General features: G+C 70.5%; 19 protein-coding genes. 13 read left to right on the top strand and 6 right to left on the bottom strand.

Going from position 1 to position 21,571, the window contains the following annotated elements; all coding sequences use genetic code 11:
* Positions 1 to 107: 107 nt before the first annotated feature.
* The gene (gene mce / locus O7617_RS32765) at positions 108 to 554 is read right to left on the bottom strand and encodes a methylmalonyl-CoA epimerase (protein WP_282260494.1); all 447 of its coding nucleotides are present in this window, start codon (positions 552 to 554) and stop codon (positions 108 to 110) included.
* A gap of 387 nt (positions 555 to 941) precedes the next feature.
* On the opposite strand from mce, the gene def reads away from it, so the two are divergent.
* Complete coding sequence (gene def / locus O7617_RS32760) at positions 942 to 1,661, top strand: peptide deformylase (RefSeq protein WP_282260492.1); 720 nt, start codon at positions 942 to 944, stop codon at positions 1,659 to 1,661.
* A 162-nt stretch (positions 1,662 to 1,823) separates the two neighbouring features.
* On the opposite strand, the gene zwf is transcribed toward def, so the two are convergent.
* The 4 genes from zwf to O7617_RS32740 form a co-directional block, all read right to left on the bottom strand.
* The gene (gene zwf, locus O7617_RS32755) at positions 1,824 to 3,317 is read right to left on the bottom strand and encodes a glucose-6-phosphate dehydrogenase (protein ID WP_282260491.1); all 1,494 of its coding nucleotides are present in this window, start codon (positions 3,315 to 3,317) and stop codon (positions 1,824 to 1,826) included.
* A 272-nt stretch (positions 3,318 to 3,589) separates the two neighbouring features.
* A complete protein-coding gene (locus O7617_RS32750; RefSeq protein ID WP_282260490.1) occupies positions 3,590 to 4,513 on the bottom strand; it encodes an AEC family transporter in 924 nt (307 codons plus the stop codon).
* A 45-nt stretch (positions 4,514 to 4,558) separates the two neighbouring features.
* Positions 4,559 to 5,422, bottom strand: a complete 864-nt coding sequence (locus O7617_RS32745; protein ID WP_282260489.1) for a TIGR03620 family F420-dependent LLM class oxidoreductase — start codon at positions 5,420 to 5,422, stop codon at positions 4,559 to 4,561.
* A gap of 202 nt (positions 5,423 to 5,624) precedes the next feature.
* Complete coding sequence (locus O7617_RS32740) at positions 5,625 to 6,467, bottom strand: LysR family transcriptional regulator (RefSeq protein ID WP_282260488.1); 843 nt, start codon at positions 6,465 to 6,467, stop codon at positions 5,625 to 5,627.
* A gap of 72 nt (positions 6,468 to 6,539) precedes the next feature.
* Here O7617_RS32740 and O7617_RS32735 point away from each other — a divergent pair, with 72 nt between their 5' ends.
* The 12 genes from O7617_RS32735 (at position 6,540) to O7617_RS32680 (ending at position 18,496) form a co-directional block, all read left to right on the top strand.
* Complete coding sequence (locus tag O7617_RS32735; protein ID WP_282260486.1) at positions 6,540 to 7,745, top strand: MFS transporter; 1,206 nt, start codon at positions 6,540 to 6,542, stop codon at positions 7,743 to 7,745.
* A 70-nt stretch (positions 7,746 to 7,815) separates the two neighbouring features.
* Positions 7,816 to 8,247, top strand: coding sequence for a DUF6196 family protein (locus O7617_RS32730; protein WP_282260485.1), 432 nt, complete (start codon positions 7,816 to 7,818; stop codon positions 8,245 to 8,247).
* 185 nt (positions 8,248 to 8,432) lie between these two features.
* Positions 8,433 to 9,662: a serine protease gene (locus O7617_RS32725; RefSeq protein ID WP_282260484.1), complete on the top strand. Its 1,230-nt coding sequence runs from the start codon at positions 8,433 to 8,435 to the stop codon at positions 9,660 to 9,662.
* Between the two features lie 903 nt (positions 9,663 to 10,565).
* Positions 10,566 to 11,327, top strand: a complete 762-nt coding sequence (locus tag O7617_RS32720) for a DeoR/GlpR family DNA-binding transcription regulator (RefSeq protein WP_282260483.1) — start codon at positions 10,566 to 10,568, stop codon at positions 11,325 to 11,327.
* Entirely contained in the window at positions 11,324 to 12,232 is a 909-nt protein-coding gene (gene pfkB, locus O7617_RS32715) for a 1-phosphofructokinase (RefSeq protein ID WP_282260481.1), read from the top strand. Before O7617_RS32720 ends, pfkB begins: the two co-directional genes overlap by 4 nt.
* Before the next feature lie 58 nt (positions 12,233 to 12,290).
* Positions 12,291 to 13,448 (top strand): PTS mannitol transporter subunit IICB, encoded by a 1,158-nt coding sequence (locus tag O7617_RS32710; RefSeq protein ID WP_282260480.1) that lies wholly within the window; start codon positions 12,291 to 12,293, stop codon positions 13,446 to 13,448.
* A 2-nt stretch (positions 13,449 to 13,450) separates the two neighbouring features.
* A complete protein-coding gene (locus tag O7617_RS32705) occupies positions 13,451 to 13,759 on the top strand; it encodes a PTS lactose transporter subunit IIB (protein WP_282260479.1) in 309 nt (102 codons plus the stop codon).
* Positions 13,752 to 14,186, top strand: a complete 435-nt coding sequence (locus O7617_RS32700) for a PTS sugar transporter subunit IIA (RefSeq protein WP_282260478.1) — start codon at positions 13,752 to 13,754, stop codon at positions 14,184 to 14,186. Before O7617_RS32705 ends, O7617_RS32700 begins: the two co-directional genes overlap by 8 nt.
* Positions 14,183 to 15,223, top strand: coding sequence for a zinc-dependent dehydrogenase (locus tag O7617_RS32695; protein WP_282260477.1), 1,041 nt, complete (start codon positions 14,183 to 14,185; stop codon positions 15,221 to 15,223). Before O7617_RS32700 ends, O7617_RS32695 begins: the two co-directional genes overlap by 4 nt.
* 9 nt (positions 15,224 to 15,232) lie before the next feature.
* On the top strand, positions 15,233 to 15,508 hold the full coding sequence (locus O7617_RS32690; RefSeq protein ID WP_282260476.1) for an HPr family phosphocarrier protein: 276 nt from the start codon (positions 15,233 to 15,235) through the stop codon (positions 15,506 to 15,508).
* The gene (ptsP, locus tag O7617_RS32685; protein ID WP_282260475.1) at positions 15,501 to 17,171 is read left to right on the top strand and encodes a phosphoenolpyruvate--protein phosphotransferase; all 1,671 of its coding nucleotides are present in this window, start codon (positions 15,501 to 15,503) and stop codon (positions 17,169 to 17,171) included. Before O7617_RS32690 ends, ptsP begins: the two co-directional genes overlap by 8 nt.
* 278 nt (positions 17,172 to 17,449) lie before the next feature.
* Positions 17,450 to 18,496 carry a hypothetical protein gene (locus O7617_RS32680; protein ID WP_282260474.1) on the top strand — a complete coding sequence of 349 codons (1,047 nt, stop codon included), beginning with the start codon at positions 17,450 to 17,452 and terminating at the stop codon, positions 18,494 to 18,496.
* On the opposite strand, the gene O7617_RS32675 is transcribed toward O7617_RS32680, so the two are convergent.
* Positions 18,467 to 21,547: a hypothetical protein gene (locus tag O7617_RS32675; protein WP_282260471.1), complete on the bottom strand. Its 3,081-nt coding sequence runs from the start codon at positions 21,545 to 21,547 to the stop codon at positions 18,467 to 18,469. The two genes, O7617_RS32680 and O7617_RS32675, sit on opposite strands and share 30 nt — an antisense overlap.
* Positions 21,548 to 21,571: the final 24 nt, after the last annotated feature.

The following is a 21,571-nucleotide window of genomic DNA, read 5'->3' as shown; positions in this document are numbered from 1 at the left end:
ATCTGAATCAACAATCCGCTCCAGATCGGGAATCGATCATCAGGCGTTGCCGGCCACCGCCTACCGACGGGGAGCGCCGCACATCCGGGCGGCCGGGAAATCTCGCCTCACCCCCCGGCCCTCGGGGCCGCCGCCGGTTCGACCAACTCGACCAGCACCCCGCCGGCGCGTCCTGGATGGATGAAGTTGACCCTCGAGCCCGCTGTTCCCAGCTGCGGTGAGGCGAAGAGCAGGGGGATGCCCATCTGCTGTAATGCCCGGCTGGAGGCTTCGACGTCGGCCACCTCGTAGGCGATCTGCTGGAGCCCGGGCCCGCGGCGGTCGAGGAACCGCGCCACCGGTGACTCCGGACCGGCAGGTGCCAGTAGCTGGATCCGAGCGCCCGGCGTGTCGTCACCGACGACCAACGTCGCCTCGTGGACGCCACCGACCGTGTTGGTCTCCCGGTGCTCCAGCCGCATCCCGAGAACGCGCTGGTAGAAATCGATCGCCTCGTCCAGGTCCGCTACGGCGATTCCGACATGGTCGACGCGCAGAAGCCCGGCCGATTGCAAGGCGGATTCGGAAACCTGAATCAAAGCTTCCCCCGTGAGATAGTCACCGGAACGGTCCGAAATTGTTGCCATAAAGCCGGACTCGAATCTGATCCATCGACCTTCGTTATAGTAGCCGTAACTCGATCAACCGCCAACCCCGCCCACTGGCGGACCTCCGCCGATCGCGCTCGCAGGCGCCGCTTCGACAGGATGATCGGTCGGCGGAACGGATCCGTCGAGGGCCTCGATCTGCCGGTGGGGGCTCCCACTCCGAAGTGGACGAGCGTCCGGCGCGGTGCGGGCAGCCGGTAACCTGGTCTTCGCTGCGGTTGATGGCAAACTGCCTAAACAGCACTTATTGTGATGAGTCAACCGTCGCCATGCCAGCCCGAGGAGGCCCGAAACATGTCAGTCCAGCGAACCTCTGGCGACGCCATCGACCGGCGCGTCCGCTTGCTGGGTCAGCCGGTCGACGAGTTCCCGGAGCTGGCGCCGGGCAGCGAGCACGGCCGCATCCTTCGGATCACCGAGGCCGGCGAGACGATCCTGAGCCGCCGCTGCCAGGACGTGACCGAAGTCGGCACCCCTGAGCTCGAGCAGTTGATCGCCGACATGTTCGCGACCATGTACGCGGCACAGGGCGTCGGCCTCGCCGCCAACCAGGTCGATGTCGACCTGCGCCTGTTCGTCTACGACTGCCCGGACGACTACGGTATCCGCCACGTCGGACACATCCTGAATCCGGACATCGAGCTGCCCGCCGACGGCTCACGCCGGCTCGTGGAGGCCGTGGAGGGCTGCCTGTCCGTGCCGGGTGCAGGGCATTCCGTCGCCCGTCCCGATTGGGCGGTGGCGCACGGCATCGACCTGCACGGCAATCCGATTCGCATCGCCGGGACCGGCTATTTCGCCCGATGCCTGCTGCACGAGACGGACCACGTCGACGGGACGCTCTATATCGACCGGCTCAGCAAGCGCAACCGCCGGGCGGTGATGCAGGAGATGAGCGTGAATAGGGACCAGGTCCTGGCCGAACGTGCTGCCCGAGCGACGGCTATGGGCAAGGAGCCGGCTGAGGCCCGGCCCTGGCCAGCGGTGTCGTCGAAGGACCCCAGTGTCAGTTGAGACCCGGGCGTGGCGAGCCGGAGGTGTGCTGGCGTCGGTCCCGACCAGACCCGGTGTCCAGCGGGCCGAACCGACCCCGGCCCACTGAGTGGACCGCGCCGCGCCCCGATGGGAGACCGAGAGACTGGGCTCAGCGGCGCGGTCACATTCGTCGTGGCGGGGTCACGCGGAGTTGCGCCACTTGCGACCGTGGCGGCCGATGAGCCGGTCGGCGTCGGTCGGGCCCCAGGAGGCGGCCTCGTAGGTGGGGATCGGTGAGTGGTCCTTCGCCCAGTTGTCGATGATCGGGTCGACGATCCGCCAGCACTGCTGCACCTCGTCACTGCGGATGAACAGCGACGCGTCACCGATCAGCGCGTCCAGAAGCAGGCGCTCGTACGCCTCCGGAGACTCCTCGGCGAACGTCTGGTCGTAGGAGAACTCCATCGTGGCGGTGCGGACCCGGAAGGAGTGGCCCGGGACTTTGGCGCCGAAGCGCAGCGAGATGCCTTCGTTCGGCTGGATCCGCAGGATCAGCGCGTCGGCGTCGAGGCCGGTGAGCTGGTCGGTCGGGATCGGCAGGTGCGGCGGCCGCTGGAACTGCAGTGCCACCTCGGTGAGCCGGGCCGGGAGGCGCTTGCCGGTGCGGACGTAGAACGGAACCCCGGCCCAGCGCCAGTTGTCCACGTTGAGCCGCATGGCGGCGTAGGTCTCGGTCCGCGACAGGGGGTCGACGCCGGTCTCCTCGCGGTAGCCGGCCATCAGCTCTTCGCGGGTGCCGCCCCGGGTGTACTGTCCCCGGACCGCGGCCTCGGCGATGTCCCGGTCGGTGGGGAGTCGGATCGCCTGCAGCAGCTTCACCTTCTCGTTGCGCAGGCCCTCAGCCTCGAATGAGGCCGGTGGCTCCATCAGTGCCAGCGCGAGCACCTGGAGTACGTGGTTCTGCACGATGTCCCGCATCGCGCCGGCGTCCTCGTAGAAGCCGCCGCGGCTGCCGACGCCGAGGGTCTCGGCGACGGTGATCTGCACGTGGTCGACCCAGGAGCGATCCCAGATGGGTTGGAAGATCGAGTTCGCGAAGCGCAGCGCCAGCACGTTCTGGACGGTGTCCTTGCCCAGGTAGTGATCGATGCGAAAGACCTGGTGCTCGTCGAACGCGCTGTGCACGACGCCGTCGAGCTCGCGGGCGGTGACCAGGTCGCGCCCGTACGGCTTCTCGATGACCAAACGGGCGAAGGAGCCTTCGCGTGGCCGGTTGAGCCCGACACCGGCCAGTCCGTTGATCACCGGCTCGAAGGCCCCGGCCGGGGTGGACAGGTAGAAGAGCCGGTTGCCGGACGTGCCCCGCTGTGCGTCCAGCTCGTCGAGGGTCTCCACCAGTCGCTTGTAGGTATCCGCGTCGTCGTAGCCGCCGGCCACGTACCGCACGCCGCCCTGGAGCTGACGCTTACTGGCGAGGGTGCGTTCGCCGAGGACGCTCTCGGCGAACTGCTCGTCGGTCATCGACGTACGCGCGACACCGACCAGCGCGAACTGGTCCGGGAGCCGCTCGTGCCGAGCCAGGCTCTCGACTGCGGGCAGCAGCTTGCGTCGGGTCAGGTCACCGGAGGCCCCGAAGATCACGAGCGTTGCCGGCGGAGCACTCCGCTCCTGGATGAGCTGAGGTGCGTGGTCCATGGTCTGCGTTCCTCCGGGCACAAGGGGTGTGGGATGGGGGTGCCGTACTGTCATGCCAGGGTTTGTGCGGGTATAGCGGTACTGTCCGGGGCCACCCGGCGTGGCCCATTGGTCGCGGACCTTGAGCGTCGCATGCCGGGCTGACGGGTAGGCGACTCGGTGACGATTCGGTGCGGCCTGCCGACGGACGAGGCGGTGGTACGAATGAGACCCGACTTCGCCGCTCTGCGCAGCGGGTGAGGTTCGCTGAGGGTGTGACGACACGCGTTCGGCTACCCGAGCAGCGTCGCCGCCGCGGCCAGGGTGGCCAGCGACAGGGTCGTGGTCACCACCACCGCCCGGTTGACGATCGTTTCTCCGACGCCGTACTCCTGGCTGTAGATGAATGTGTTCTGCGCTGTCGGCAGGCCCGCGCACACCACCACCGCGAGCAACTGCGGCGCGGACAGGTGCAAGGCCAGCCCGGCCGCGTACGCGATGACCGGCTGTGCGATGAGCTTCAGCGCGGTGATCACGGCCAGCTCGGCCAGCCGGGTCGGCTCTGCCCGCGACGGCACCGTGTGGTGCAGTGACGCGCCGAGCGCCACGAGGGCGGCTGGAACCGCGGCGCCCGACAGCAGGGTGAGCGACGCGTCGGCTGCCGACGGCAGACGCAGGCCGGCAGCCGAGCACGCGACACCGAGCAGCGACGCCAGGATCACCGGGTTGCGTACCGGCAGGGAGGCGATCCGGCGGACTCGTACCCGCCCGGCCGGGTTGCTGTGCCGGTCCAGGGCGACCAGGATCACTGGTGTCACCACCAGCACCTGCAGCAGCACCACCTCCGCCAGGAACGACACGTCGCCGAGGATCTGCGTGGCGATCGGGATGCCGAGGTTCGCCGAGTTCACGTAGCCGGCGGCCATGCCCCAGATCGGCCGTTCGCCGGGGGTACGACCGAACAGCCGGCTCGCGCCGACCCACCCGAGCCCGACGACCGCGGCGGTGCTCACCGCGAAGGCGAGCAGCGAGCGGTCGGCGAACCCGGACACCGGCATTCGGGACAGGGCGAGGAACAGGGCGGACGGCATCGCGAGTTGGAACACGAATCGGCCGAGCACCGACGCCGCCGCCTCGCCCAGCAGGCCCCAACGACAGGCCGCGTAGCCGACCGCGGTGAGGAACCAGATCGGTACGAACGCCGACGCCAAGCTCATCCGGACCTGCACGGCCGTCGCTGCGGACGTGGGGTTGTCGGGAAGTCAGATCAGGGCCGCGGCGAGAGCGCGGAACGCGTCGGCGGGGAACGTCGTGGCGTCGCCGCCGTTGAGCACCTGGATCGCCACCTCGTCCGCGCCGGCCTGGTAGTGCTTCTCCAACCCGGCCGCCACCTTCTCGACGCTGCCCCAGGGGATCAGGGCGTCGATGAGGCGGTCGCTGCCGCCACCGGCGAAGTCCTCGTCGGTCCACCCGAATCGCCGCAGGTTGTTGGTGTAGTTCGGCAGCGCGAGGTAAAGGCGTGCGTACTGGCGGGCGGTGGCGCGCGCCGTGGTGGCGTCCGCGTCCAGGACCACCGCGACCTCGGGAGCGAGCAGCCGGTCGGGCCCGATCGCCGCCCGAGCCTCGACGGTGTGCTCGGCGGGGACGAAGTACGAGTGTGCCCCGGCGGAACGGTCGCGGGAGAGGTCGAGCATCCGCGGGCCCAGTGCGGCCAGGATGCGCTGCTCGGGTGAAACCCCGGCCGCGTCGAGGCCGTCGAGGTAATTCACCATTCTCGAGTACGGCTTGCGATAGTCGGTGCCGCTGCCTTCCACCAGCACCGCGTGGCTGGCGCCGAGGCCGAGCAGGAACCGGCCGGGGTGCGCCAGCTGCGCGTCCTGGACGAACGCCGCCACGTCGGAGGGCGACGAGTGCCAGATGCTCACGATCCCGGACGCGACCCCGATGCGCGTCGTCCCGTCCAGGATCTCCCGGAAGCGCGGGGCGACGTTCTCTCCGAAACCCCCGGAGAACCAGATCCGTGAATAGCCGAGTTCTTCCAACTCGGTCGCGGCAGCGACGGCAGCGCCGTGACTCTCGCTGGACAGAAAGAACGGTTGCCACACGCTGACGAGTCGTTGTGCCATACCGGAACCCTACGACCTGTCAGCCGTCGACGGCACCGTCGCCACGTGCGACGCCCGCCATAGGGCCGACTGCCCCGACCGGTGGCCTCCTGGTGGCGGGCGTCCGGTCAGACGTCGCGGCGCAGCAGGGTGGTGACCGCCGCTGCCCAGGTCGAGGCCGAGCCACGGCTGCCGATGGCCGGCCGATGACGAGGGCGCGGGCTCAGACGATGCGACGCAGCGCCGCCTCCACCGCGTCGATGAGCGGATCACCCTCGGTCCGGGGGTGCCGGGCCAGACCGAACTCGACGTCCGGCAGGACGGGCAGGGCATTCGCGTCGCGGCAGATCATGACCGGTTCGAGGTTCGCGGGCATGAGCGCCGCGACGCCGAGCCCGGCCCGTACCGCGGCCAGCACCCCGACCAGGCTGTTGCTCTCGAAGGCCACCCGCCAACGCCGATCGGCGCGTTCCAGCGTGTCCAACACGGACGTACGCCAGGAGCACGGGTTGGAGAACAGCACCACCGGCAGTGGATCTGCGGCCACGTCCACACCCTGCCCGGTCGCCCAGGTCAGCGGGGCGCGCACCGTCCAGCGCGGCGGCCCGGGAATGTCCGGAACCGCGTCCAGCACGAGTTGGACGCGGCCCGCGTCGTAGGCCTCCCGCATGGCGGCGTTGGAGCAGCTGAGCACCTCCAGCGTCGCACCGGGATGTAGCCGGGCAAGGTCGGCGAGGGCCTGCGTGAGTTGCGACGCGGCGAGGTCTTCGAGCAACCCGACGCCGCAGTGGCCGGTGAGCGCGCCTCCGGTTTCGGCGAGTGCCTGGGCGGCGAGGGAGAGGATGCGTTCGGCGTACGGCAGGAGTTCCTCGCCCGCCCGGGTCGGCGAGACACCGGACGACGACCGGTGCAGCAGCGGACGGCCGACGATGCTCTCGAGCTTGCGCAACTGCTGGCTGAGACCGGGCTGGCTGTGCCCGAGGGCGGTCGCGGCGCGGCTGATGCTGCCCTCCCGCACGGCGGCGACGAACGACCGTAGGAGGGCGGTCTCCAGATCCCTGGCCATAAGCATTGATTATGCCGACCGCAACAAGATGGCGTCTTCTTATGGGGCGCCAGCGGAATTACCGTCATGTGGGTGACCGGATATCGCCAGGTGCTCGCCGTGCCAGGGATGGCACCGCTGCTGGGCGTCTCCCTGGTCGCCCGCACCGCGATCACTGCGGACGTGATGGCGTTGACCCTCTTCGTCGTCCTCGGCCTGGAGTTGACCTATGCGGCGGCGGGTGGTGTGGCGGCGGCCCTGACCGCCGGAGTGGCGCTGGGCGGACCACTGCTCGGTCGCTTGGTCGACTCGCGGGGCCTGCGCTTCGTCCTGCTGCTGACCGTCACCGTGCAGGCCGTCTTCTGGCTGAGCGTGCCGGTCCTGCCGTACGGGCTCCTGTTGGGAGCCAGCTTCGTGGCGGGGCTGCTGATGGTGCCGGCCCAGGCGCTGAGCAGGCAGGCGATCGCCGCGATGACGACGCCGGAGCAGCGTCGGGCCGCGTTCGCGCTGGAATCGGTGCAGGGCGAGCTGTCGTACATCGTGGGGCCGGCGGTGGTGATCGTGGGCGCGGCCGCGGTGTCCCCCGACGTGGTGGCGTGGGGGGTCGGCGCCGCGATCCTGGCCGGCGGCGTCGGTATCGCCGTGCTCAACCCGCCCCTGCACGCCGAGGACGAGGCGGCCGCCGCCGCGGCGGAACGCCCCCCACGGAGGCAGTGGCTCAGCGCCGAGATGATCGCCGCACTGACCATGGCATTCGGGACGACGACGCTGCTCAGCGGCGTCGACCTCGCCATCGTCGCCACGTTGCGGGAGGCAGGTCAGGTGTCCTGGGCCGCCGTCGTCGTCGTGGTGTTCGGCGTGTCCTCCGTCATCGGCGGCCTGACCTACGGCGCGCTGACCCGACCACTGCCCACCTGGCTGCTGCTCGGCCTGCTCGGGCTCGTGACGATTCCCGCCGGGCTGGCCCGCGACTGGCCCTGGCTGTGTGTGGCCGTCGTCGGTAGCGGGTTACTCACCGCGCCGACCCTCGGCCGGGTGGCCGATGCGGTGAGCCGGCTGGCGCCACCCGAGGTGCGGGGTGAGGCCATCGGTCTGCAGTCGTCGGCGCAGAGCGCCGGGTTCGCGCTCGGAGCCCCGCTCGTCGGCGTGGCGATCGACCTCTCCGTGCCGGCAGGCGGTTTCGCGGCGGCCGGGCTTGCCGGCCTCACCGCCGCGGTGACCGGATATCTCCTGGCCCGTCGGTCGCCCGCGCGGACGGCGGTGCTCCATCATCCCGGTCCGGCAGATCTCGGATATTGAGCGGAGTGTGACCCTCGGTGGTGTGTCGAGGGCGACTGCGGTGCCTGGCCTCATCGGGCAGGATCGTCGCATGGTCAGCATCAGCCAGGAGTCCCGTGACGAGACCGAGCAGCGGCTTCGGCGGGTGATCGCGGCCGCGGAACTGGTCGTGTTCGATGGTGAGTGGGCGTTCTTCGAGGCGCCGCTTGATCAGCCACCGGCCCTGACGGCTGACCTGCTGGCCGTGGTGCGGGACGAGGATCGGTGGTCGTGGCTGGCGCCGGGCGGCGGGACCGACGGTGAGCGCTTCGCGGTGTTCTCGTTCCACTTCCCGCCCGACCTGGACAACAGCGGGTTCGTCGGATGGTTGGCCACGGAGTTCAAACGCCGGATGGGCACCGGTGTGTTCGTCATCTGCGGGCACAACAGCGCCCGCGGTGGCATCTACGACTACTGGGGTTGCCCGGCGCAGCTCCGCACCGAGGCTGTACGGGTTCTTCGTGAGCTGCGCACCGGTCGATAGCGGTGGACACCGCTCGTCGCCTGCCGGCCATCACCTCGGGGCGGAGCAGTCGTGGGTGAGGGGTGAGGGTCCGACGGTTCCACCAGAGTGCCGCTATGACATAGATGAGATTACATGTCTTGCGTGATCTCAGGTATGAAGGCCGAAGGCACGTCTCGGTGCTGATTCCTGAGAAGGAGCGACGGATGAAACATGCCCTGCGCCGCCTACGAACGGGGGCGGTCGCGATCGCTGCCTGCACACTCGGGCTGAGCCTCCTGTCGGTACCCGCCGCCGAGGCGTACTCGGTCGCCCCTCTCGTGCCACGATCCGAGCGGGCACCGGAGTCGAACCAATTCTCGGCAGAGGGCGTGACCACGATCGGTGAACTCCGCACCGTCGACAGCCTCCTGTCCTACGCTCCCGACGGCGGAACGCAGATCATCCAGCACCCCGGCGCCACCTACGTCAAGGTGCACTTCAGCTCGCTGCGACTGGCCCAGGGCGACTACGTCACCGTGTCGAGTCGCGACGGCAAGGAGAGCTACCGGTACGACCGCCACCTGAACCGGGCGACCGGTTCGGACTACACCACCGACGGGCAGCCGGGTTTCTGGGCGATGTCGGTGGAGGGCGACACGGCCGTGGTGACACTGCACAGCAGCCGCCCCGCACGTGGCAGCGCCGCCACCATCGACCGGTTCTGGCGCGGATACGACCGCACGGAGATCGCCGCGCACAACTTCTCCACCCAGTCCGTGTGCAGCACCGACGCCCGCCGGGACGTGGTCTGCTACCAGAACAGCCACCCGACCGAGTACGCCCGCGGCAGGGCGGTGGCGCGCCTGCTGATCAGCGGCGGTGGACTGTGCACCACCTGGCGGGTCGGCGACACCAACCGGATGCTGACGAACAAGCACTGCTTCTCGACGCAGTCCGCCGTGAGTGGCAGCGAGATGCAGTTCAACTACCAGTGCGCCACCTGCGGCGGCGCGAATCCCGGTGCCGGCACCAAGGTCAGCGGTGCCACCCTCTACCGGGTGAGCAGCGGTGGTTCCAGTCAATTGGACTACGCCCTGTTCTCGGTCAACAACTTCGCCGCCATCCAGGGATTCGGCACGCTGTACCTGGCGACCACCGCCACCAGCAACGGCACCCGGATCTACATCCCCGGGCACGGCGACGGCAGCCCGAAGCGGCTGTCGATCTTCGAGGACACCCAGAACGGCACGACCTGCGCCGTCCGCAACGCGAACTACAACACCTACAACATCAGTTACAGCTGTGACACCTCCGGCGGCAACTCGGGTTCACCCGTACTCAACGCCAGCCACCGGGTGATCGCCCTGCACCACCTCGGCGGTTGCCCGTCCAACCAGGGCGCGAAGGCGCACCTGATCTACAACGAGATCGCCAGCCTGATCGACAACGGCTGAGACGGTGGGCCGCCGATGCGCTCTGCGCCTCGGCGGCCCATCGGCACCCCGTCGCTCGACCTCGGCGGCGTCGCCGGGCGACGCCCGGCATCGTCGATGTCCGACGCGCGCGTAAGCCGAGCGGTCCACGTAGTTCGGTAGGGCCGACGGGTCCCGGCCTCTGACGTGTAGATCCCGACAGGACAGACCCGCGTCACCGCACCGCGGTGGCCGGTGGGTGAGCGAACGATTCGAGGCCGCGGAAGGTGGACAGCGAGTAGCCGCGCTATTTGCGCGCCGACGACGTCCGAGGGCTTGGTCGGGTTCTCCTCGGACGGGCGACAGCCTTGACGCATGCCCTTCCAGTCGCCCCCACGGCTGGACTGTCGCGCCGGTAGAGGAAGACGCTAGGGCTGTAGTGCCGGTCTGAGTGGTCCACCGGGCGCCACAGCACCTGCCTTGGTTCGGGGCCGTCGGGGCCGGAATAGTCCGGGATGTTCAGCTCCGCGACCGGGACCGGCGGGGTGGGATCCTCGATCAGGTCGTCCAAGTCGAGCGCGTCGGCGGCATCGAGTTCGGCTCGCTCCCGCACAGGCAAGAAATCCCTGCCCGGCAACGGCTCCCGGGCCTCTGCGGTCGCGACGATCTTCCTCCTGCGATGAAGGGCGGCCGGGGTCGTCACGGCTCGTGCGCCCCGGCGTCGTCGCAGAACGGCCATGCCTCGTCGGCCGCCAGAGCAGCGTCCGTCGACCGAGCTGTCCGCAGCGGCCCGAGCGCCGGGCCGGGACTGCAGGCACGTATCCGTGTCCATTCGTCCCGCTGAACTACGGGCCTGTGTGGCTTTCTGTGGCCTCGCCCTTGACTTTCACCAAATCCGGGCGTAAACACAGCACAAGCAAAACGAAACGGCGGTGAAACAACACGATGTACGCCGAAGAACGGCAGCAGGAGATCCTTCGCCTCGCCCGCGAGGTGGGCCGGGTCGAGGTGGCCGGCTTGGCCGATGGGCTCAACGTGACATCGGAGACCATCCGCCGCGACCTCACCATCCTGGAGCGGGCAGGGGTGCTGCGCCGAGTCCACGGTGGAGCGATTCCGGTCGAACGGCTCGGGTTCGAGCCCGCGCTGGCGGCGCGTGACGCGGTGCTCATCGAGGAGAAGGAGCGCATCGCCAAGCTCGCCCTGAGGGAGGTGCCGGAGGAGGGCGCGATCATTCTCGACGCCGGCACCACGACCGCCCGGCTGGCCCAGCTCTTGCCGGTCGACCGAGAGTTGACCGTCGTGGTCAACTCGCCGGTCATCGCCACGACCCTCAGTACCTACGCCAACCTCAACGTCCTGCTGTTGGGTGGACGGGTCCGCGGGAGGACGCTGGCGACCGTCGACGACTGGGCGCTGACGCCGCTGGCGAACCTCTACGTCGACGTCGCGTTCGTCGGGACCAACGGCATCTCGGTCGAGCGTGGACTGACCACCCCCGACCCGTCCGAGGCGGCGGTGAAGCGGGCGATGGTCCGATCGGCCCGTCGAACGGTGGTGGTCGCCGATCACACGAAGCTCGGCAACGATTATCTGGCCCGGTTCGCCGAACTGGCCGACGTCGACCTGCTCATCACCGACAGCCGTGCCGACCCCGACCTGGTCGGTGACCTGGAGTCCGCGGGCGTTCGGGTGGTACGCGCATGATCGTCACCGTCACCCTCAACCCCAGCCTCGACCGGGCCGTGGAGGTCGACTCACTCAACCGGGGCGAGGTCATCCGGGCTGCCGAAGCTCACCTCGACCCGGGTGGCAAGGGCGTCAACGTATCCCGTGCCCTGCTGGCCAACGGGGTGCCGTCGGTGGCGGTGTTGCCGTCCGGCGGTGACGAGGGCAACCAACTCATCCGCCTGCTCGAGGCGGAAGGTGTGGAAGTCCTCGCCGTGTCGATCTCCGGTCGGACCCGTTCCAACATCACCCTGGCCGAGCCCGACGGCACGGTCACCAAGATCAACGAACCTGGCCCGGCGATGTGTCGCGCCGAGTTCGACGAGGTGATCGACCGTGTGCTCGCCCGCGCCGGCGGCGCCGACTGGGTCGTGCTGTGCGGCAGTGTCCCGCCCGGCCTGCCCGCCGACGCCTACGCTCAGTTGTGCCGGAAGCTGCGCGCGGCCGGCGTCAGGGTCGCCGTCGACACCAGCGGTCCTGCCCTGCGCGAGGCCGCCCTGGCCGGGGCCACCCTACTCAAGCCCAACCGCGACGAACTGGCCGACGTGGTCGACACCCCGCTGAAGGACCTCGGCGACGTGGTCGATGCCGCCCAGTGCCTGCGGGCATGGGGAGCCGGCACCGTCCTGGCCAGCCTCGGCGCTGACGGCGCTGTCCTGGTCGACGCCGAAGGGGTCCGCACCGGCACCTGTCCGGTCGCCCGGCCCCGGAGCACCGTCGGCGCGGGCGATGCGCTGCTCGCCGGGTTCCTCGCCGCGGGCGCGCAGGGTGCCGTCGCCCTCGCTGAGGGCCTGGCCTGGGGCGCCGCCGCGGTGAGCCTGCCCGGTAGCCGGATGCCGGGCCCAGCGGACCTGTTCCGCCACGACGTCACCATCCACCCCTAGCCGGACGAGCTTCCTCCCCCGAGGCCGTCTGGACCGCCCCTCATCAAGGAGAACCCCCGTGACCTCCTCCTACACACCAGAGGTAAAGGGCCAGGGCCTCAAAGCCACAGTGCAACGCCTCGGCGGCTACCTGGCCGCGATGGTCATGCCCAACATCGGCGCGTTCATCGCCTGGGGCCTGATCACCGCACTGTTCATCCCGACCGGCTGGATCCCCAACAAGACCCTGGCCGAGTTGGTCGGCCCGATGATCAGCATCCTGCTGCCGGTGCTCATCGGCTACACCGGCGGCCGGCTGGTCCACGGCCAGCGCGGTGCCGTCGTCGGCGCGGTGGCGACCATGGGCCTCGTCGTCGGCGCGGATGTGCCGATGATCCTCGGCGCGATGCTCATCGGGCCGCTCACTGCCTATCTCCTCAAGCTCTTCGACGGCCTGATCGAAGACAGGATCCGTCCCGGCTTCGAGATGCTGGTCGACAACTTCAGCGCGGGCATCATCGGCGCCGCGATGGCCATCGGCGGTGTCTACGGCATCGGCCCCGTGGTCGAATGGCTCACCAAGCAGGCCGGCTCGGGCGTCGACTGGCTCGTCGGCAAGGACCTGCTGCCGCTGACCTCGGTGCTCGTCGAACCCGCCAAGGTGCTCTTCCTCAACAACGCCATCAACCATGGCGTGTTCGGCCCGCTGGGCATCGCCGAGGCGGCCGACAAGGGCAAATCGGTCCTGTTCATGATCGAGTCGAATCCCGGCCCCGGCCTCGGTCTGCTGCTCGCCTTCATGATCTTCGGTCCTCGCGCGCTGCGTCCCAGTGCCCCGGCCGCGATCATCGTGCAGTTCCTCGGCGGCATCCACGAGATCTACTTCCCGTACGTGCTGATGAAGCCGAAGCTGATCCTCGCCATGATCGCCGGGGGTGCGGCCGGCGTCGGCACCTTCGTGATCACCGGTGCGGGCCTGGTCGCCACCCCCTCGCCGGGCAGCATCTTCGCGTACCTCGCGGTCACCCCCAAGGGCAGCCACTTCGGAGTCATCCTCGGCGTCGTCATCGCCGCCGCCGTCACCTTCGCGGTCGCCTCGGCCCTGCTCGGCTTCGGTCGCGGCGAGCCCGCCGCAGACGCTGTCGGCCCTGACGAGGAGGCAGTCGTCCGCCCAGACGAGGAAAGGGCCGGCCACCTCGACGAGACCCTCGACAAGTCGGCCAAGCAGGAGGTCTGAACATGTCCACAATCAACGGCAGTGAGATCAAGAAAGTGGTCGTCGCCTGCGACGCCGGCATGGGCAGCAGCGTGATGCTGGCCAGTCAACTTCGGCGGCAACTGGCGAAGAACGCGGTGACCGTCGAGCACACACCGGTCAACTCGATCCCCGCCGACGCAGACGTGGTCATCTGCCACCAGGGGCTCGCCGCGCGGGCCCGGGTCAGCGCGCCCGACACGGTGATCGTGCCGATCCAGGTGTTCATCGGCGACCCGGCCGTCAGCAAAGTGGTGAACGCGGTGCAGCGCGGCGGTGAGCTGAGTGGCTGAGCTACTGGCCCGCAACGCGATCCGGCTCGACGAGCGGGCCGGATCGCGGGAGGAGGCGATCAGCCGCTGCGGCGCGGTACTCGTCGAGGTCGGCGCGGTCGCCCCGGCGTACGTGGACGCGATGCTCGCCCGCGAGCAGAGCGTCTCCACCTACATCGGGGAGGGCGTCGCCATCCCGCACGGCACGCTGAACAGCAAGGAGTCAGTTCAGCGCGACGCCCTCGCGGTGCTGCGCTTCCCCGACGGCGTCGACTGGGACGGCTTCGACGTGCGGGTCTGCGTCGCCATCGCCGCGGCCGGCGACGGGCATGTGGACATCCTCGCCCAGCTCGCCTCGGTGCTGATGGATCCGGTGCAGGCACAGCGGCTCCGAGAGTCGACGTGCGCCGATGACGTGATCACTATCCTCGAAGGGAAGCCCTCGTGAAGGTTGTCCGATTCCACGCACCCGGTGACGTCCGCATCGAGGACGCACCCGAGCCCACGCCGGGCCCCGCCGAGGTGAAGATCCGCGTCCGCGCCTGCTCCACCTGCGGCACCGACGTGAAGATCTCCCGTTTCGGCCACCACCACATCGCCCCGCCGCGCGTCATGGGTCACGAGATCGCCGGCGAGATCACCGACGTCGGTGGCGACGTGACGGGCTGGCAGCCGGGCGAGCGGGTTCAGGTCATCGCCGCCATCCCGTGCGGCACGTGCGCCGAGTGCCGGCGCGGCCGGATGACCGTGTGCCCCAACCAGGTGTCGATGGGATACCACTTCGACGGCGGGTTCGCCGAATACCTGGTCGTGCCGCACAACGTCCTCGCCGTCGACGGGCTCAACCGGATCCCCGAAGGGCTCAGCTTCGCCGAGGCGTCCGTCGCCGAGCCCCTCGCCTGCGTCCTCAACGGCCAGAACCTCGCCGGCGTGGGGGAGGGCGACGACGTGGTCGTCGTGGGCTCCGGGCCGATCGGCTGCCTGCATGTGCGCCTGGCTCGCTCGCGCGGCGCTGCCCGGGTGTTCCTCGTCGACCTCAACCGCGAACGCCTCGACCTGGCCGCGAACCTGGTCCAGCCGGACGCGGCGATCTGCGGCGCCGAGACCGACGTCGTCGACGCGGTGCTCAAGCTCACCGAGGGCCGGGGTGCCGACGTCGTCATCACCGCCACGGCCGCCGGCACCGCCCAGGAGCAGGCGGTGCAGATGTCCGCGCGGCAGGGCCGGATCAGCTTCTTCGGCGGGCTGCCGAAGGACAAGCCCGTCATCTCCCTGGACTCCAACCTCGTGCACTACCGCGAACTGACCATCGTCGGTGCCAACGGCTCCAGCCCGGAGCACAACAAGGAGGCGCTGCGACTCATCGCCGACGGCTCCGTGCCGGTCGCCGACCTCATCACCCACCGCCTACCGCTCGACCGGGCCCTCGACGCCTTCGGCATCGTGGCGCGCGGCGAAGCGATCAAGGTGACGATCGAGCCTTAGGAGGATCCGTTGGCCACCAGAACAGTCCTCGTCGGCTCCGCCAGCGGGCTGCACGCCCGCCCGGCGGCGCTGTTCGTCGCCGAGGCGGCGAAGCAGCCGGTGCTGGTCACCATCCGCACCGGCGACAAGAAACCCGTACCGGCCCGCAGCATGCTCGCCGTGCTGTCGCTCGGCGCCAAGAAGGGCACCGAGGTCACCCTGGAGGCCGACGGCGACGACGCGCAGGCCGCCGTCGACACCCTGGCCGACCTCCTCGAACGTGATCTGGACGCCGTCGATGCGTGAACTACGGGGGATCGGGGCCAGCCCCGGTCGTGCGGCGGGGCCGGTCTACCGGCTGGCTCCGCCCCCGGTCCTGCCGCCAGCGGTGGAGGTCGTCGATCCCGACGCCGAGAAGACGGCCGTCCGGGCCGCGGTCCTGGCCGTCGCCGCCGACCTGACCCGTCGCGCCGACACCGCCCTGGACGCGACCGCCGCCGAGGTCCTGCGCGCACAGGTCATGATGGTGCAGGACGAGACGCTCGTCGAAGCGGCCGACATCGCCATCGACGGCGGTGCGGACGCGCCGCACGCGATCACCGACGTGCTCGCCGAGCACCGGGCGGCCTTCGAAGCCGCGGGCGGATACCTCGCCGAGCGGGTCAGCGACCTTGACGATCTGCGGGACCGGCTCGTCGCGGCGTGCCTCGGGCAGCCGATGCCGGGCGTGCCGGACCCGGGACATCCGTACCTGCTCATCGCCCGCGACCTGGCACCCGCCGACACCGCCGGCCTCGAACCGGCCCTGGTGCTGGGATTGGTCACGGCCGAGGGCGGGCCGACCAGCCACACCGCGATCCTGGCCCGGACACTCGGTATCCCGGCCGTGGTCCGCTGCGCGGACATCCTGGACGTGAACGACGGCGCGTTGGCCAGTCTCGACGGTGCGAGCGGCGTCGTGGTGGCCGGCGTCTCCGCGCAGACGGTGGCCACCGTCAACGCGGACCGGGTCGCGGAGATCGAACGCCGCGCCCGCTCCCACGGCCCGGGGCGGACCGCGGACGGGCATCCCGTCGCGCTACTGGCCAACATCGGCTCCGCCCGGGACCTCATCGGCGAGGTGGAAGGCGTCGGTCTGTTCCGCACCGAGCTGCTCTACCTCGACCGTAGCGACCCGCCGTCGCACGACGAACAGGTCGCCGCGTACCGCGACGTCTTCGCCGCGCTGCCCGGCCGCAAGATCGTCGTACGCACCCTCGACGCCGGCGCCGACAAGCCGCTGCCGTTCCTGCGTCTGGCCGACGAACCCAACCCCGCGCTGGGCATCCGCGGTCTGCGCGTCTCGCGGCAGACACCTTCCGTGCTCAGCACGCAGTTGGCCGCGATAGCGGCGGCGGCCGCCGCGACGGACGCCGACGTGTGGGTGATGGCGCCGATGGTCGCCACGGCGGCGGAGGCGGCGGCGTTCGCTGAGTCCTGCCGTGAGCATGGCCTGCCGACCGCCGGCGTGATGATCGAGGTGCCGGCGGCGGCCCTGCGCGCCGGCCAGGTGCTGCACCACGCGGACTTCCTCAGCATCGGCACCAACGACCTCAGCCAGTACACGTTCGCTGCGGACCGCATGTGCGGCGACATCGCCGACCTGCTCGACCCTTGGCAGCCCGCGCTTATCACGCTCCTCGCCTCCTGCGCGGCAGCCGGCATCGAGGCGGGCAAGCCAGTCGGCGTGTGTGGAGAGTCCGCAGCGGATCCCGACTTCGCTCTTGTGCTGGCCGGACTGGGCATCACCAGCCTCTCCATGGCGCCCCGCAGCATTGCGGCGGTGCGCGAGTCCCTGGCCGCGCACACCCTGGACGAGTGCCGTCGGATCGCCGAGGCAGCCCTTGCCGCCCCCAGCCCGGAGGCGGCCCGGGCGGCGGCTGGTGCATTGCGCCGACTCCGGGTCGGCCAGGGAGTGTCAGCGCGGTGATCCGGTAACCGTGCGTACGACAGCCCCGAAGCGGCGGACACCCATGGACGCCGATTCCCGATAGTGTTCTCTATCACACTGTCCGTGCGTCCTGAAGGGTCTCTGCCATGAGCGTTGGTCGTCGGCGGCTGTCGCGAACTGTCGCCGTTGCGCTGTTCCTCCTCACCGGGGTGGCCCTTCCCGCGGTTCCCGCCGAGGCGGCGAGGACCGGTCCGGACCTCGCGGTCGATGTGTCCGGGACAAGGATCTCCCTGGGGGTCGAGAAAAAGGTTGTCTATGTGAAGGTCAGCAATCTGGGGGACGAGACCCCGAGCGACGTGGTCGTCAATGTCCGCCAGCCGCAGGGGGACCCGGACCCCAAGCCGGTCGCTCTGCTGTGGCATGCGGGGGGTGGGGGCGAGTGCGACGGCGATGTCGGCGGCTTCTACTGCCGACTGATACCGGAGATGGTTCCGGCACCGGGCGAAACCGTGGACTTTCCCATCGACGCGCTTGTCTACGGGACGGCGCCCTACGAGGGCAGGTTCGAAGTCTCGGTCAGCGTCCGGCCGGACGTCGACGCGAATCCGGCCGACAACACCAGATGGTTCCCACTGATGCTGGTCGACAAGCCCAGTGCGGACCTCTCGCTGGTCGCCCGGGACGTGAAGCAGTCAGTGCGGACCGGCGCCGACGGCACGCCCATGCCCACCGGAACGCTGAACCCGGGTGAGACGGGTGCGGTCTGGCACACTGTCGCCAACCAGGGCCGCGAAGCGGTCAGCGGAGTGCGGGTCACGCTGCGTCTGCCCAGGGGCGTGACCTTCACCAGGCAGCCGCCCCAGTGTGTGCTCAGCGACGCCGGGCGGTCGGCCGTCTGCACCTACCCGAGCCTCACACTCGTTCCGGCCGTCGACGACACCGATCCGCACGACGGGATCTATTCGGCGGTCGAGCTGTACAACCTGGTGACGACTGCGCCATCCGCCACCGCGCCGGCGACACTGCGGGGCGGAACCGCGCGGGTGGAGGGCCTCGCCGCGCAGTCGACGAACAACCGATCCACGCCTGCGCGAAACGAGCTTCCGGCGAACGCCGTCGTCGTCCGGATAGCCGACGCGGATCCCAGTGACAACCAGGACGGGTTCGCCGTGGTGCTGGCCGCGAGGAGCGGCGGTGGCCCCGGTGGCGGTGGCGATGGCGGCGGCGGAGGGTTGCCGGTCACCGGGCCGCGGGCCGGGCTGCTCGGCGGAATCGGCATCGCGGCGTTGATGGCCGGGGGTGTGTTGCTCCTCGCTGCCCGTCGGGTCAGGGCGTCAGGTGGAGAGCCGGCGGCGGCCGAGTGACAGGAGCAGGCCGGTGGCGGCCAGGGCCAATCCGGCGGCGGCCGTGTATGCCGGGAGTTCGGTGGGGATGCCGAGGTGGACGGTGATGCCGAGGATGCGGGACAGACCCCAGGGCAGCAGCGCGAGCTGGTCGTTCCACACCGTCAGCGCGCGCTCCAGGCCCACTACCCAGACCAGGGCGGACAGTACGCCGAGGGGCACACCCGCGGCGGTGAGGGTCAGCCCGACGGCGGTTCGGCGGCGCAGGCCGTACCGGTCCCGCAGGATCACGGCGACGACCACGAACAGCCAGCAGAACGCCGCGAACGCCACGGTGACGTACGCCGCGCGCAGACCTGGGGCGGTCCAGAAGGCGAACCAGTAACCGCCCGGTCCGCGCCCTGCGAGCGCCGCCAGCAGCAGCACGCTGCGCAGCAACGCGACACCGCCGACCGCGGCCCACAGGTGGAACGGATCCCGCCGGCCGACGACGAGGCGTACGACGAGGGCGAACAGCGCCCACCCACCGAGGCTGACCAGCAGGTGCGCCGGCGCGGCGAACCAGGTCGACACGAGCCTGCTCGCCACCAGCACCACGGCCGGGATCAGCCACACCAACACCCGGTCCGCCCGCGTCAGGGGCGTCGGCAGCGCGGCGACCCGCCACGGCCGGAGCGCGCCGAGCAGCAAGCCGCGCGCGGCGGCTGCGCCGAACCCGCGCCCGTACCGGCCGAGCAGCACCACCAGCAGGATCGACGCGAGTAACGCCCGGGCCGCCCAGGCCATCGCGGGATCCCGGTCGGCGCGCAGCGCCCCGAGGTCGGCGGCGGTGAAGTTGTACGCGGGCAGGTCCAGGTCGGCGCCGTAGCGCTGCCGGTGCGCGTCGCGCGCGTCGTGGTACGCCGCCGCGGCCAGCCGCCAGTCGTGGCGGGCGGCGGGGGCACCCGTGTCCAGCCACTGCGCGTGCCGCAGCACCATGGCCCGGTACGCGCCCAGCGTCTCGAACAGGTCGACCTGGTAGTCGAGAGTCGCGATGAAGCGGCCCCGCAGTTCGGCGTCCCGCCAGGTCGCCGGTTCGGTCGCGGCGATGAGGTCGCGCATGCGTCGGGCCAGCACGACGGCCTGCGTGCCCTCCTCGATCGCCTCGTCGACGCGGCCGCCGGTCACCGCGTAGATGCTGTCCAGCGCCGCGGAGTCGCCGGTCGGGATGTCCCACTCGAAGATCCACATCATGGGCGGCGGTTCCAGCCCGAGCGCCCGCACCGACCGGTCGGCGTACGGGCCGATGTAGAGGCCCTTGGTGACCGCCTGCCGAGACAGCGCCATCGCCTGCCCGATCGCGGCGACGGTGGCCGGGTCGCCGGAGAACGTGCGATACGCCCAGTCCGCCGTGACCTGCGCCGGGTCGGCGTGCGGGTCCCAGGCCAGACGGCCGACGGCGTACGTGTTGAGGTCGTAGAGCTGCCAGAAACCGGTGCGCAGGTACAGCGACATGGGCCCGGCGCGCAGCGGACCGCCGTCCTGGGTCCAGTTCCAGACACCCTCGACGTTTCCGTTGGCGGCGAGGAACGCGCGCAGCGCCTGGCGGTGCAGCGGGCCGAGGTCGTTGGGCAGCGAGCCGAACGCCTCGAACTCGCGTCGGGCCTGGAACTCCACGATGCGGCGGTGCCCGCCGCCCAGCAGGGTGGTGTTGAGTGGTAGGTGGCTGTAGAAGTCTCCCAGGGTGTACTTGGTGGACACGATCAGGTGCCTGTCGTCGAGCCCGTCGAGGACCTGCGCGTACGACTCCGGGTTGGTGTGCAGGTCGCCGACGGCGCCGACGCCGACCGTCCAGGTTCGGAAGATGATCTCCTTCCCGGCTTGGCCCGCGGTGTCCAGCAGGGCCCGCAGCATCGTGCGCACGGACGCTTCCGTGGTGACCGCGAGCCGTGACGAGTAGTCCCAGCCGGTCCCGGCGTACACCTCGCCGCCCTCGCCGACGCGGACCATCAGGCCGTCGACGAACGGCATGCTCTCGAACAGCTCGGCCAGACCGGCCTGGTAGACCGCCCACAGTCGGGGGTCGGCCGCGTCGAGGCCGCCGACGGTCCGGGTCAGGTACTCCTCCAGCGGAGGTGACACCGCGAGCATGTCGGTCAGCAGGAAGACCCGCACGCCCATGTCCTCGGCGTACCGGAAGACGGGGCCGAACGCCGCGACCATCGCCCGTGCGCGGTCGACGTGCGGGTCGCCGGGCGGGTAGACCGCGTGCCCGTCGCCGACCTTCGCGAACGTGACGTACTCCAGGAAGCCGGGCACGACGATGCCGTTGAACCCCTGCGCCACCGAGTGGTCGACGAACTGCCGAAACTGCGCGTCGATGCGGGCCACCGCGGCGGCGTCCACCCACGGCGCGCGAGGCAGCACGCCCGACCCGACGATGTCGGTGTTCAGGCCGTAGTCGTCGCCGGCGGCGAAGACGGCCGGGTCGGGCTCGCGCCCCACCGAACCCGCGTCGGTCAACCGCAGGCCGAGCCGGGGCGTGACCACCCGACCCGCGTCCGCCGCGGGGAGCACCTCGGCACCGGAGCGGATCCGGTCGGCCAGCCGGTACATCCCGGCCGCCATGCCCGCGACGTCGCCACCCTGGACGGTCAGCTCGGTGCCGTGCACGTCGAGCCGGTACGACTCGGGGGCCCCGCCGAGAGTGGCCAGCAGGCCCGCCCGCAGCGTGTTGACCGCCGACAGGTCCGTGACCGTGGCGGTGCCCGGCGCGGCCGTGGCGGACCTGCCGGACGCGACCGGGGAGAGCACCGGCCGGGGCAGGCCGCGGGTGACGACCGCGTCGGCGACGGCGGCCGCGGCCTTCCTGACGCGCGGCTCGTCGGGCACGACGAGTGATGCCAACGGCGGGACCGGTGCGGGTGTCCGCTCCGGCGCGGCGACGGCGTCCTCGCGCGGCACCGCGGCGGGGGAGTGGCTCAGCCCCAGCGCGTCGCCGACGCCCCAGGCCACGGCCGCGCCGAGCACCAACAGGACCGCCACGGCGACGAGCAGCGGGTACGGCCTGCGGTCCGGGGCAATGTGAGCCACGCTCGCATGGTAGTAGCCGCATCG

This window comes from Micromonospora sp. WMMD1155, from assembly GCF_029581275.1.
Classification (GTDB): domain Bacteria; phylum Actinomycetota; class Actinomycetes; order Mycobacteriales; family Micromonosporaceae; genus Micromonospora.
This window is presented reverse-complemented; position numbering and strand designations above follow the sequence as displayed.